Below are 13,321 nucleotides of genomic sequence, written 5' to 3' on the forward strand. Positions count from 1 at the left end.
GATGGACCCGCGCGGCGAAACGCTCCGCAACGCCGAAACCGCGTTCGATGCGGGGGAGTTCGAGACCCGTCTGGCCGGGCTGGTGGCCATCCCCAGCTCCTCCCAGGAGCCCGCGCGCGCGGCCGAGCTGGGGCGCTATCTGCAGGAGGGGATCGGCCCCTGGCTGGATGCGCTGGGCTTTCACTGGGAAATCCACCCGAACCCGAAGTCGGGCGCCGGGCCGATCTTGCTGGCCGAACGGCTGGAGGGCGAGGATCTGCCCACCGTGATCACCTACGGCCATGGCGACACGGTGCGCGGCATGGAGGCGCAATGGAGTGCCGGGCGCACCCCCTGGGAATTGCGCCACGAGCAGCACCCAGACGGCGCGCGCTGGTATGGGCGCGGCAGTGCGGACAATAAGGGCCAGCACGCCATTAATCTGTTCGCGCTCGAACAGGTGCTGAAGGCGCGCCGCGGCCGGCTGGGGGCGAATGTGAAGCTGGTGCTGGAAACCGGCGAGGAGGTGGGCTCGCCGGGCCTGCGCGACTTCGTCGCCGCCCATGCTGCGCGTTTGGCGGCCGACGTCTTCATCGCCAGCGACGGCCCGCGCGTGACCCCGACCACGCCAACCCTGGCCACCGGCACGCGCGGCAATTATCATTTCGACCTGGTGGTGGCGCCGCGCAACGGCGGGGTGCATTCGGGCCATTGGGGCGGGCTGACCACGGACCCGGCGATTGTGCTCTCACATGCGCTGGCCTGCATCGCTGATCGCAATGGCCGCATACTCGTGGAAGGCTGGCGTCCGGCGCCGCTCTCTCCCGAGATCAAATCCATGCTCGCCGGCTGCCCGGTGGATATGGGCGGCGCGGCGGCGACGCTGGAGCCGGGCTGGGGCGAGCCGGGCCTCTCTCCGGCCGAAAAACTCTATGCCTGGAACAGCTTCATCGTGCTGGCGATGCTGTGCGGCGCGCCGGAGGCCCCGGCCAATGCGCTCGCCCCGCGCGCCCATGCGCATTGCCAGATCCGCTACGTGCCACAGACCGACCCCGAGACGCTGATGCCGGCCTTGCGCGCGCATCTGGATGCGGCGGGCTTTGCTGAGGTGAAGATCGAAAATCCGCGCATCGGCATGCCGGGCAGCGCCTCGGATGCGAACGACCCTTGGGTGGGCTGGGCCGCCGCCAGCATGGCGCGTTCGCTCGGCCACAAGATACAGCACATTCCAGCGACCTCCGGCGGCATGCCGGGGGATGTGTTCCAGGACCATCTGAACACGACGCTGATCTGGATTCCCCACGGCCATAATGGCTGCCAGCAACACGGGCCTGACGAACATCTGCTGGTGGCGGCGGCGCGGGAGGGCGTGCTCGCCTTCGCCGGGTTGTGGTGGGACCTCGGCACCCCCGAGACCGCAGAGGGTGCGCCGCCACGAAGAGGGCGGTGAAGCAACAAGGACGATCAACAGGACCACACGGTTCCCACGTTTTTTGCGGTGCCGAGGCGGCACGAGGAGTGAGAGATGGAAAACACCACGATCTATGAGGGCACAGCGCCACCGGCGCAGGGCAATCTCGTCACCAGCTGGACGGTGCATGGCTGGGCGCTGGCGATGACGGTGATCGCCGAGCTGATCGGGCCGATCAACGTGCCGCTGGGCAGCACGAAAGTCACGTTGCTGCCGCTGGTCTGGGGCATGCTGCTCGGCATTTTCGCCGGCATCATCGCCACCAGGCTGCCGCAAGGGTTGGGCGTGCGCCGGGCCGAGCAGCAGAAGGCCTCCGCCATCATTCAGGTTGCGGTGCTGATCTTCGTCGCCGATCTGGCGCTGCTGGTGGGGGCGGCGCTGCCGAAGCTGATCCAGTCCGGCTGGGCGCTGGTGTTCCAGGAGCTGGGCCATTTCCTCGGCACCATCATCATCGCGCTGCCGCTGGCATTGCTGCTGGGCATCAAGCGCGAGGCGGTGGGGGCCACCTACTCCGTCGGGCGTGAGCCGAACCTCGCCATCATCGGTGAAAAATACGGCATGAGCTCGCCGGAAGGGCGCGGCGTGCTGGCTGAATATGTCACCGGCACGGTGGTCGGCGCGGTGTTCATCTCCGTGCTCGCCAGCCTGATCGCCAGCACCGGGCTGTTCAACCCGCTGGCGCTGGCAATGGGCGCTGGCGTCGGCTCCGGCTCGATGATGGCGGCAGCGACCGGCGGCATCGTCGCGCAGTCCCCGGCCGGCATGGCGCATGACATCGCGGCCTTCGCCGCGGCCTCGAACCTGATCACCACGACGGTTGGCACCTATTTCACCTTGTTCATCTCGCTGCCGCTGGCGAATTTCATCTATCGCACGCTGGAGCCGATGATCGGCCGCAAGGCTGTCGGCCAGCCGGATGCGCGCCTCTCGGTGCATGACGCCAAGGAGATCGCGATCGGCTGGGGCACCATGGTCGGGCTGCTGGCCATCGTCGCCTTCATCGCGCTGGTGGCCGGCAACTGGATCACCTACAAGACCGCGCCGCAGGCGGCGCTGCTCGGCACGGTCATCATCGTCGCGGTGGCGGCCATCGGCGCGACGATGGCGCGCTTCCTGCCGGTGAAGATCCCGGCGGTGTTCTGGGCGACGCTGATCGGCATGGCGCTGACCGCGCCCTACTGGCCGGGGGCGCATGCGATCACGCTGCTGACCGGGAAGATGCATTTCCTGGCGCTGGCCACGGTGGTGCTGACCTATGCCGGCATGTCGCTGGCCAAGGACATCAAGCTGTTCAAGGCGCTGGGCTGGCGGATCGTGCTGGTCTCGCTGGTGGCCAATGCCGGCACCTTCATCTTCGCGAGCCTGATCGCGGAAGTCACTTTGCCGAAATAAGGTCGCAAAAGTTCTGGGGGGGTTGTTAATCCCCTCGCAATAGCGGGGCGCCCCAATCGGAGCGCTCCGTTTTTTGTCAGAGCATCATCAAACTAGCATTCCCCCCGGCCGCTGCCAGATTGATGGACAGCGAAACCTCCTCCACCAGAAACTCTGGCAGATACGGCAACGCCTGATCACCGCGCAGCGCATGCACCGGCAGCACAGCCCCCGGCCGGTTTGCGATCTCCTTTGCCACAGCCTGCACATTTCCAGCCTCGGCCAGCACCGCGGCCACCTCATCCGCGCGCGCGGTGAAATGCTGCGCCAGCGCGGGCGGCAGAGCCGGCAGCGCCATGCCCTCCACACAGCCGCGATTGCCGGTGGCGAGGCAGGCGATGACCTGCGCGTAGAGCCCGTTCAGCGTGGCTGGCCGCAGCAGCAGCGCGCCGCGCGGATGCAAGGCGTAGCGGTTGCGCTCCCCCACCGGGCCAGGCAGGTCCAGCATTACGCCGGGGAGTGGGGATGCGGCGTAGAGCCGGGCCAAGGCGGCGGCCTCATCCTCGCCCGCCGCATCCGCCCAGGCGATGAAGTCCAGCAACGCTGCGGGGGCAGGCGCGTGGAAGGGCGGCAAGGCAGGTTCGCGCACCAGACGGCTGAGATAAAGCGGCCCGCCGGCTTTCGGCCCGGTGCCCGAAAGCCCGCGCCCTCCGAAAGGCTGCACGCCCACCACGGCGCCGACCATGTTGCGATTGACGTAGAGATTGCCGGCCTTGATCCGCGACGTCACCGCCGCCTCGGTCGCGGCGAGACGGGTATGCAGCCCGAAGGTGAGGCCGTAGCCGGTGGCGTTGATGGCGCTGATCAGGTCCGGAAGCGCGGCACGGCGATAGCGCAGCACATGCAGCACTGGGCCGAACACTTCGCGCTCAAGCTGGGCGATATGGTCGACCTCGATCAAAGTAGGCGCGACGAAATGCCCCTGCCCTGCCGGTGCGGCAAGCCGGGTGACCGGCGCGCCGGATTTTCGTAGCGCTGCGATATGTGCTTCGATGCCGGCCTTCGCCTGCGCCGAGATCACCGGGCCGATATCCACCGCCAGCGCGTCCGGGCGGCCCAGGCGCAGCTCCGCCATCGCGCCTTTCAGCATGGTGAGGATGCGATCCGCCGCCTCCTCCTGCAGGCACAGCACACGCAGCGCCGAGCAGCGCTGGCCGGCGCTGTCAAAGCCAGAGAGTAGCACATCCGCCACCACCTGCTCGGGCAAAGCGGTGGAATCGACGATCATCGCGTTCTGGCCACCGGTTTCGGCGATCAGTGGGATGGTCTGGCCGGTTGCGGTGAGGCGCCCGGCGTGCTGCGCCTGGATCAGCCGCGCCACTTCGGTGGAGCCGGTGAACATCACCGCCGCAACCTCAGGCGCTGCGACCAGGGCAGCCCCGATGGCGCCGTCGCCGGGCAGGAGCTGCAAGGCCTCCGGCGGAATGCCGGCTTCATGCAGAATTGCCACGGCTTGCGCGGCGATCAACGGGGTTTCCTCGGCCGGCTTGGCCAGCACAACATTGCCTGCCGCCAAAGCTGCCGCGATCTGGCCGGTGAAGATGGCCAGCGGGAAATTCCAGGGGCTGATGCAAACCACCGGGCCGAGCGGGGCCTGGCCGTCCTGCAGCGTGGTGCGGGCCTGCACAGCGTAATAGCGCAGAAAATCCACCGCCTCGCGGATTTCGGCGATGGCGTTGGGCATGGTTTTACCGGCCTCGCGGATGATCAGGCCGAGCAGCGGCGCGGAGCGCGCCTCCAGGAGATCGGCGGCACGCTCCAGCGCGGCGGCGCGGGCGGCGACGGATTCAGCCTGCCAGTTTGCGGCGGCGGCGGCCCGCATGGCGTCGGGGATTTGCGCGGGCGTGGCATCGCGGACCTCACCGACGATGTCGTTGAGATCCGCCGGGTTCAGCACCAGGCGCGGCGCGCTGCCGCCTTGCGCCGGGGCGGCCTGCCAGCGCGTGGCGGCACTTGCCTGCAAAGCGGCGGAGAGGCTGGCGAGGGTGGTTTCGTCGCTGAGATCGATCCCGGAAGAGTTACGACGATCAGGATAGAGCGCGGCGGGGACTGCGATTTTCTCGTGCGGAGCGCCGGGGATGGGCGATGCCGCCAGAATCTGCGTCGGGTCGGCCACCAAAGCCGCAACCGGCACCGCCGGATCGGCGATGCGGTTGACGAAGGAAGAGTTCGCGCCGTTTTCCAGCAGCCGGCGGACCAGATAGGCCAGCAGCGTTTCATGGGTGCCAACAGGCGCATAGATCCGGCACGGGCGGCTCCCCACCATTTGCTCGTAAAGCGGCTCGCCCATGCCGTGCAGGCACTGGAACTCGTACTGCCCCTCATGGAAATCCGGTCCGGCGAGGTGATGGATGGTTGCCAGAGTCTGCGCATTATGCGTGGCGAATTGCGGGAAGATCGCATCCGGCGCGGCAAGCAGAGCGCGCGCGCAGGCGATATAGGCGACATCGGTATGCAGCTTGCGGGTATAGACCGGGAAATCCGCCAGACCGTCCTGCTGGGCGCGCTTGATCTCGGCATCCCAGTAAGCGCCCTTGACCAGCCGCACCGTCAGCCGCCGCTTCGCACGCCGCGCCAGATCAACCAGCCAGGCGATCACGGAGGGGCAGCGCTTGCCATAGGCCTGGATGACGAAACCCAGCCCCTGCCAGCCCGCCAGCACCGGGTCCAGCGCCAGCGCCTCCAGCAGGTCGAGCGAAAGCTCCAGCCGGTCGGCTTCCTCGGCATCGATGTTCAGCCCGATATCGTAGCGCTTCGAAAGCAGCGCCAGAGCGCGCAGGCGCGGCAGCAGCTCCGCCATCACCCGCCCGGCCTGGGCGCGGCCATAGCGCGGATGCAGGGCCGAGAGCTTGATCGAGATGCCCGGCCCGGCAATGACGCCCTTGCCCGCAGCCGCCTGGCCGATGGCGTGGATCGCGGCCTCATAATCCGCGAAATAGCGGGTGGCGTCCTGCGCTGTCAGCGCCGCCTCGCCCAGCATGTCATAGCTGTAGCGAAAGCCTTTCGCCGCAAACGGGCGGCCATGGGCGAGCGCTTCCTGGATGGTCTGGCCGCTGACGAAGGCGGCTCCCAGATGGCGCATGGCGCGGTCCATCGCGGCGCGGATCAGCGGTTCGCCGGCGCGCCCCACCAGGCGGGTGAGGGCTGCACCCAGGCTGGCCTCGGGGTGCGGCGCCACCAGCCGGCCGGTGAGCGCCAGCCCCCAGGATGCCGCGTTGACGAACAGGCTTTTCTCAGCCCCCAGATGCGCGCCCCAATCGCCGCCGGCGAGCTTGTCGCGGATCAGCGCGTCACGGGTGGGGGCGTCGGGGATGCGCAGCAGCGCCTCGGCCAGGCACATCAGCGCGATGCCTTCCTCGCTGGAGAGGGCGTAATCCTGCATCAAGGCCGCCATCGGGCTGGCGGGCTTTTGCGCCCGCAGGCGAGTGACCAGGGCGGTGGCGGTTTGCGCGATGGCGGCGCGGTCCTCCGGCGCCAGCGTGGCGGCCGCCAGCAGTGGCGCCATGCAGTCCGGCTCGGCGCGGCGATAGGCGGCGGTGATGGCCTGGCGCAAGGCGGTTTGCGGGCCGATGGGCGGGGCGAAAGCGGCGAAAAGTGGGGCGTGGATCATGCGACAGGCTTAGCATTCTCGGACAAGGCGATTTGCCTTATAATAACAGATAGAACTATCACTATGACTTATTTTCTTTATATTTTTAGGAAATTTTTATGAAAAATCCCGTTTCTATAGCCAATTTGGATGAATTCGACCACAAACTCCTCGCTTTGCTCTCCCGCGACGGGCGGATGAGCGTCACCGCCCTGGCGGAGCAGGTCGGCCTCTCCAAAACCCCCTGTCAGGCGCGGCTGAAAAAGCTGCAAGAGAGCGGCGTGATCACCGGGTTCCGCGCGGTGCTGGACAGTGGCCGGCTCGGCCTCACCCATATCGCCTTCACCGAGATCAAGCTCTCCGACACGCGCGAAGCGGCGCTGAGCCAGTTCAACGCGGCGGTGCGGCGCATCCCCGAGGTGGAGGAATGCCATATGATCGCCGGACCCTTCGATTATCTGCTGAAAGTGCGGACCGCCGATATTCAGCGCTACCGCGCGGTGCTGGGCGAAGCGATCTCGGCGCTGCCCTTCGTCGCCTCCAGCTCCACCTACGTGGCGATGGAAACCGTGAAGGAACGCTGAGCCAGGCAGGCTTGACAACCTTGCCGTGCGGGTGCTCCCTTGCCCGCACCGAGGGGGGCTCTGCGAGAGAGCTGAGATGTGGCCATGGGCTTTTGCCCACCGCCGCGGACCCTTTGAACCTGATCCGATTAACATCGGCGGAGGGACGGGGGATGAATTCGTGAATCCATGCACCCGTGCTCCGCTACAAAGGGAGACGTGCCGTGGATATCGAGACCAAGACCCTCAGCGTAACCACTGGGCCGATTGCAGGATCGCGCAAGATCTATTCCCCAGCACCGGGACATCCTGACATCGCGGTTCCGTTCCGGGAGGTGGCACTGCACGCCAGCGCGCAGGAACCGCCGCTGCAGCTTTATGACACTTCCGGCGCCTACACCGACCCGGCTGAGCCCCTCTCGCTTGAGGATGGATTGCCGAAATTGCGTAATGCCTGGCTGAGCAAACGCGGTTTACGCCCCTATGCAAGCCGGCCGGTGAAGCCTGAGGATAATGGCCATGCCAGCGCGGAGACGCTCGTGGCCCCCTGCCCAGCGGCGCATGACGTGCGAATGGGAGATGAGACGGCGCTGGTGACACAATATGAATTCGCCCGCGCCGGCATCGTCACCGAGGAGATGATCTATGCCGCGCACCGGGAAAATCTCGGCCGGGCGGCCGCGCATGAGCAGGCGCAAGCGCGGTTGGCGGATGGCGAGAGCTTCGGCGCCGCCTTGCCGGAATTCGTGACACCTGAATTCGTGTGCGCGGAAATCGCCGCCGGGCGGGCGATTCTGCCGGCCAATATCAACCATCCGGAGCTGGAGCCGATGGTCATCGGCCGCAATTTCCTGGTGAAGATCAACGCGAATATCGGCAATTCGGCGGTGACCTCCGACGCTGCGGCGGAGGTGGAGAAGCTGGTCTGGGCGATCCGCTGGGGCGCGGATACGGTGATGGATCTCTCCACCGGCCGGAATATTCACAATATCCGCAGCTGGATTCTACGGAATTCACCCGTGCCGATCGGCACGGTGCCGCTTTATCAGGCGCTGGAAAAAGTAGGCGGCGATGCGGCGAAGCTGGATTGGGCGCTGTATCGCGATACGCTGATCGAACAGGCTGAGCAAGGGGTGGATTATTTCACCATCCATGCCGGGGTGCGGCTGGCGCATGTGCCGCTGACGGCGCGGCGCGTCACCGGCATCGTCTCACGCGGCGGTTCGATCATGGCGCAATGGTGCCTGGCACATCACCGGGAAAGTTTCCTCTACGAGCATTTCGACGAAATTTGCGACATCATGCGCCGCTACGACGTGTCGTTCTCGCTGGGTGACGGGCTGCGCCCTGGCGCGAACGCGGATGCGAATGACGCGGCGCAGTTTGCGGAGCTGGAGACGCTGGGCGAGCTGACGCGTAGGGCCTGGGCGAAAGGCTGCCAGGTGATGGTGGAAGGCCCCGGCCATGTGCCGATGCACAAGATCAAAGCCAATATGGAGAAGCAGCTTGCCACCTGCGGCGAGGCGCCATTCTATACGCTGGGGCCGCTGACCACGGACATCGCGCCCGGCTATGATCATATCACCTCGGCGATCGGCGCCGCGATGATCGGCTGGTTCGGCACCGCCATGCTCTGCTATGTCACGCCCAAGGAGCATCTCGGCCTGCCGAACCGGGAAGATGTGAAAACTGGGGTGATTACCTACAAGCTGGCGGCCCATGCGGCGAACCTGGCGAAGGGCCATCCGGCGGCGCGGCTGCGTGATGACGCGATTTCCCGGGCACGTTTCGAATTCCGCTGGGAGGATCAGTTCAATCTTGGACTGGATCCGGATACGGCGCGGGCCTTTCACGATGAGACGCTGCCGAAGGAAGCGCATAAGAGCGCGCATTTCTGCTCAATGTGCGGGCCGAAATTCTGCTCTATGAAGATCAGCCAGGATATCCGCGCCGAGGCGCAGCGCCAGGAGGGGATGGAAGCGATGCGCGCCGCCTTCACAGAAGCTGGCGGCGCGCTTTATGTGACAGCCAAAGACAAAGACTGATGAATGCCGGGCGGGAGCAGATAGCAACGCCTCCGCCCCCTTCCTTCCCTGCCAATGACGAGCCCCCGCAGCGCCGCGATTCACCATAACGGCGCCGTCGACAAGAAATACAGGGCATGGCGTTGTTCGCGAAGCAAAAAAGATCCTGGCGACCTAGACATGCTATGCTCGTCGAGTCTGCAGACCACGAGCAAGCAAGGCAGTAAATCGCCGACCGACCAGCGCTAAACCTCAGAAGTCAGGTCGATCGCCTCACTAGCCCCTCCAGCGGTAACGCAGAGGACATCGATATGAAATCAAATGCACAGGCTTGCACCCCTCCTCCCGAAGGAACGATAGGCGCCAGATGCAAACTTTCTTCTATCTGCATTGAAAGTCGGTAACCAGTATTGAACCTTATCCCGCACCTCCAATTTCTTACTCCACTGGGTTTTAATCAGGCTTTCTGAGCGATCCATTCGGATCGCACACTGCCGTTTCCAAGAAAGGCGAGAACAATGCCGGCAAGGAGTGGTGCGATGGATAGCCATGACGTAAAGCCTATATTATCTTCCTTAGATCTTTCGGAAGTGAGCACCGCAAGCTCCAGGCCGTTTTCTCTCTTCTGTTCTGGTCAACAAGGCGATTTCGAGATTGCATATGACCTAGGATTCACGCACGCCCTTATTGATAACAGCGCGCTGATCAATAGCGTGCTCAAAACAGGCCTCGTTCCAATTATGCGAGGGCAGGATACCGATGCCGCCAGGATGCTGGGTTGGCTAGAAGAGGGCGTTGGAGGATTTTACGTAGAGGCGCTGTCACGGTTATCAGCTGCGAACGTCAATATGTGCTTGAAAGACATCAAGACATATAATGAAAATGTGATTTTCATCGCGGATTGCTTCGGCGCCTCGCCGCAGGAGCTGAAATCTTATGAAGCAGGCGAGTTTGCCTTCGCGAACTCCTCCTCATGCTATTGGGATTTCTCCTCGGGCTGGTTAAATCAGGATACAAACAGAATAGAATCGATCGCCTCGGCTCTTGCCCACGCTTCACCCCCTGGATCCCGTGATTGGAACGGCGCGGCAGCCCGGCGTGCATTGCGGTTTTCAGCATTATTTGCCCCAGGCTGGGCAGTGGATCGCACATTCTTGTTTCAAGGCGATCCCGATTTGCTTAATGAAACTAAAGACCTCTTGGAACTCCGTTGTAAACTTGATCCGATGTCGACGCGGCGTGCGGCACGGCTTATTTCTGCCCCCGGAGGAACGCCTGCGCTTTTGCGGCGCGGTGATCTCGTGATTGGAGTCAATCAATCTCTGGATCGTGCGGCGGCAATGCCCGCGGCTCACATTCTTCCATACCTAGACTGCGCCCTGCTTCAGGATAGCACTGGAGTTGGCGTAACCGCCTCGGGTAACATCACTTTAGCACCAGGTGAAGTAGCGCACTTTATCCGTCAAGCGCTTAGCTTTTCGCATGTCCGCGCACCCATATTGAACACCAACGCACCGCGCATCGCTATTGAATCACTCGCACCTAGCGTTGATCAAGGCCGCTTTCCGACGCGGCGAATTATTGGAGAATTGGTCAAGGTCAGCGCTGATTTGATCACTGATGGCCATGACAAGATCGCCGCGGAACTGGTTTATCGTGCGGGGCCTAACGAAGCTTGGCATAGCTTAGCAATGAACCATAGCGGCAATGACTCTTGGCAAGCTTCCTTTCCGTTAGAAAGGCTCGGGCAATATGAATATTTCGTACAGGCTTGGTTTGATCGTTTTGCAACATTCACCGACGGATTGAGGAAAAAAATTGCCGATCGACAAAACGTGACGCTTGAACTGCGTGAAGGACTTGCGTTGGTTGACGAAGCCGCTGCCGCGGATACCAGGCTCAATTCAATCGCAGCTCGGTGCAAAGGGCTTGATCAATTAAATTTACAAGAATGCCTTTTGAATCCGGAGTTCGAGAGTACAATCCAAGCCGCATTACCTCGTAGATTCCTTTCAGTCTCTTCAATTATGAAACTCGACTGCGAACAGGCTGGGGCGCGTTTTGCCAGTTGGTATGAAATATTTCCTCGCAGCCAGAGTGGAGACGTAACACGCCACGGCACCTTTACAGATGTAATCTCGCAACTTCCACGTATAGCCGCGATGGGCTTCGATGTTGTTTATTTCCCGCCCATTCATCCAATAGGAAAAACAAACCGAAAAGGGCCAAATAATAGTCTTCAGGCGCAAGCTAGTGACCCCGGAAGCCCTTACGCTATTGGTGATGAAACTGGCGGGCATGACGCGTTGCATCCAGAACTGGGTACGTTAGCTGAATTTAAAAACTTAATCGCTGTGGCGGATAAGCACGGGTTATCAATCGCATTGGATTTCGCGATCCAATGTTCCCCAGACCATCCCTGGTTAAAAACGCGCAAGGAGTGGTTCGACTGGCGGCCAGATGGCTCACTACGTTATGCAGAAAATCCGCCAAAAAAATACGAAGACATAGTCAATGTCGATTTCTACGCTCCTGGTTCTATTCCAGACCTTTGGCTAGCTCTGCGCGATATTGTGCAGTTCTGGGTCGGTCAGGGTATACGCTATTTCCGTGTCGATAATCCTCATACCAAACCTCTACCTTTTTGGGAGTGGATGATTGCCGACATCCGCAGCAGACATCCGGACACAATATTTCTAGCTGAAGCATTTACTCGCCCAAAATTGATGTATCGTCTCGCCAAGATCGGTTTTTCCCAGTCATATACCTACTTTACGTGGCGCAACGAAAAACAAGAGTTGATTTCCTACATGGGAGAATTAGCCCATGGGCCGGCCAAAAATTTTTTCCGGCCACATTTTTTTGTGAATACGCCGGATATCAATCCGATCTTCCTGCAGCGCAGTGGACGCGGAGGGTTTCTTATCCGCGCTGCGTTGGCAGCTACTTTGTCTGGCCTATTCGGTGTCTATAATGGTTTTGAATTATGCGAAGCTGCGCCAGTTCTTGGAAAAGAAGAATACCTCAACTCTGAAAAATATGAAATAAAAGCTTGGGATTACACCAGAGCTGGAAATATCGTTGTTGAAATCACGACTTTGAATATGATCCGCCGGGAGACAACCGCATTGCAATCTCATCTCGGGATCGAGTTTCTGCACTGCGAAAATGAAAACGTTCTTTATATGAGACGGTATTCAGAAGATGGGAGTTTTGTTCTTGTTGTGATTAGCTTGGATCCGCACCACGTACAGGAGACATTGATTGAAATTCCGCTTTGGCGAGTTGGACTTCCGGATGATGGCGTCGTCGTCGTTGAGGACTTGACTCGATCCAGCAGCTTTTTCTGGTATGGAAAACATCAGAATATCAGTCTAGATCCACACGAGTTGCCATACAGCATCTGGCGGCTACAGCCACAGAGGACCGAGACATGAATCCGCTTCGCTCTACAGCCGCAGATCCACAATGGTACAAGGACGCCATTATATACCAGTTACACGTGAAATCTTTTTTTGACGCCAACAACGACGGTGTTGGAGATTTTCGTGGACTTATTCTGAAGCTGGATTATATCGCTAGTCTGGGTGTTAACACAATTTGGCTGCTTCCATTTTACCCCTCGCCGCGCCGTGACGACGGTTACGACATCGCCGATTATCGTGATGTACAGACAGAATATGGATCAATTGCCGACGTCAAAGCATTCATCCAAGAAGCGCATAAGCGCGAGATGCGTGTCGTAACCGAGCTCGTGATCAATCATACGTCTGACCAGCATCCGTGGTTTCAGCGCGCACGTTTGGCAAGCCCGGGATCTGCCCATAGAAATTTTTATGTCTGGTCTGATAGCGACAAAAAATATGAGCAAACACGTATTATTTTCATCGATTCAGAAAAGAGTAACTGGACATGGGACGAAACCGCCAATGCATTCTATTGGCACCGATTTTATCATCATCAGCCTGATTTAAATTTCGACAATCCACAGGTTGTAAAAGAAGCTTTAGGTCGTGTCTGCATTCATAGATTCCCTTTGTTTGTGATTTCTGATTCAAGGCTTGAGGAGGGTTCTTGCCTTGAGCAGACGGACACTGACGGACGAACAATGGAACCGCATTGAGGGTCACTTGCCTGGCCGTGTTGGCACCCCTGGCCGAAGCGGGGTGGACAACCGACTTTTTGTTGATGCGATCTTATGGATGGCTGGCAATGCGGCGCGTTGGCGAGATTTGCCGGAGATGTTTGGCAAATGGACGGCGGT

Annotated in this window: 7 protein-coding genes, 1 pseudogene and 1 riboswitch; of the genes and pseudogenes, 7 read left to right on the forward strand and 1 reads right to left on the reverse strand. The window is 61.1% G+C overall.

Annotation, left to right across the window (positions count from 1 at the left end; genetic code table 11):
• The first annotated feature begins 1 nt into the window (after position 1).
• Together T331_RS0115275 and T331_RS0115280 are read left to right on the forward strand one after the other, a co-directional pair.
• Positions 2 to 1,429, forward strand: coding sequence for a M20/M25/M40 family metallo-hydrolase (locus T331_RS0115275; protein WP_026440652.1), 1,428 nt, complete (start codon positions 2 to 4; stop codon positions 1,427 to 1,429).
• Positions 1,430 to 1,504: 75 nt separating this feature from the next.
• The gene (locus T331_RS0115280; RefSeq protein WP_026440653.1) at positions 1,505 to 2,842 is read left to right on the forward strand and encodes a DUF3100 domain-containing protein; all 1,338 of its coding nucleotides are present in this window, start codon (positions 1,505 to 1,507) and stop codon (positions 2,840 to 2,842) included.
• Positions 2,843 to 2,918: 76 nt separating this feature from the next.
• On the opposite strand, the gene putA is transcribed toward T331_RS0115280, so the two are convergent.
• The gene (gene putA, locus T331_RS0115285; RefSeq protein ID WP_026440654.1) at positions 2,919 to 6,491 is read right to left on the reverse strand and encodes a bifunctional proline dehydrogenase/L-glutamate gamma-semialdehyde dehydrogenase PutA; all 3,573 of its coding nucleotides are present in this window, start codon (positions 6,489 to 6,491) and stop codon (positions 2,919 to 2,921) included.
• Positions 6,492 to 6,616: 125 nt separating this feature from the next.
• Between putA and T331_RS0115290 the strand changes: the two genes are divergently transcribed.
• The 5 genes and pseudogenes from T331_RS0115290 to T331_RS19605 all read left to right on the forward strand — a co-directional run.
• The gene (locus tag T331_RS0115290; RefSeq protein ID WP_244876977.1) at positions 6,617 to 7,054 is read left to right on the forward strand and encodes an Lrp/AsnC family transcriptional regulator; all 438 of its coding nucleotides are present in this window, start codon (positions 6,617 to 6,619) and stop codon (positions 7,052 to 7,054) included.
• Between the two features lie 41 nt (positions 7,055 to 7,095).
• Positions 7,096 to 7,217: riboswitch (TPP riboswitch) on the forward strand.
• Between the two features lie 40 nt (positions 7,218 to 7,257).
• Positions 7,258 to 9,078, forward strand: coding sequence for a phosphomethylpyrimidine synthase ThiC (thiC, locus tag T331_RS0115295; protein ID WP_026440656.1), 1,821 nt, complete (start codon positions 7,258 to 7,260; stop codon positions 9,076 to 9,078).
• A 518-nt stretch (positions 9,079 to 9,596) separates the two neighbouring features.
• Positions 9,597 to 12,494 (forward strand): alpha-1,4-glucan--maltose-1-phosphate maltosyltransferase, encoded by a 2,898-nt coding sequence (locus T331_RS19595; RefSeq protein ID WP_244876978.1) that lies wholly within the window; start codon positions 9,597 to 9,599, stop codon positions 12,492 to 12,494.
• Positions 12,491 to 13,069 (forward strand): annotated as a pseudogene (locus T331_RS19600) (alpha-amylase family glycosyl hydrolase); the annotation flags it as partial. The gene T331_RS19595 and the pseudogene T331_RS19600, both read left to right, overlap by 4 nt.
• Before the next feature lie 67 nt (positions 13,070 to 13,136).
• On the forward strand, positions 13,137 to 13,321 hold a 185-nt coding region (locus T331_RS19605; protein WP_155992740.1), incomplete at its 3' end, for a transposase.

Origin of the sequence: Acidocella facilis ATCC 35904, from assembly GCF_000687875.1 — a bacterium.
Classification (GTDB): Bacteria; Pseudomonadota; Alphaproteobacteria; order Acetobacterales; family Acetobacteraceae; genus Acidocella; species Acidocella facilis.

Excerpts from the sequence above, each read along its gene's own strand:
- T331_RS0115275 (WP_026440652.1), top strand. The coding sequence starts at position 2 with ATGGACCCGCGCGGCGAAACGCTCCGCAACGCCGAAACCGCGTTCGAT.
- T331_RS0115280 (WP_026440653.1), top strand. The coding sequence starts at position 1,505 with ATGGAAAACACCACGATCTATGAGGGCACAGCGCCACCGGCGCAGGGC.
- putA (WP_026440654.1), bottom strand. The coding sequence starts at position 6,491 with ATGATCCACGCCCCACTTTTCGCCGCTTTCGCCCCGCCCATCGGCCCG.
- T331_RS19595 (WP_244876978.1), top strand. The coding sequence starts at position 9,597 with ATGGATAGCCATGACGTAAAGCCTATATTATCTTCCTTAGATCTTTCG.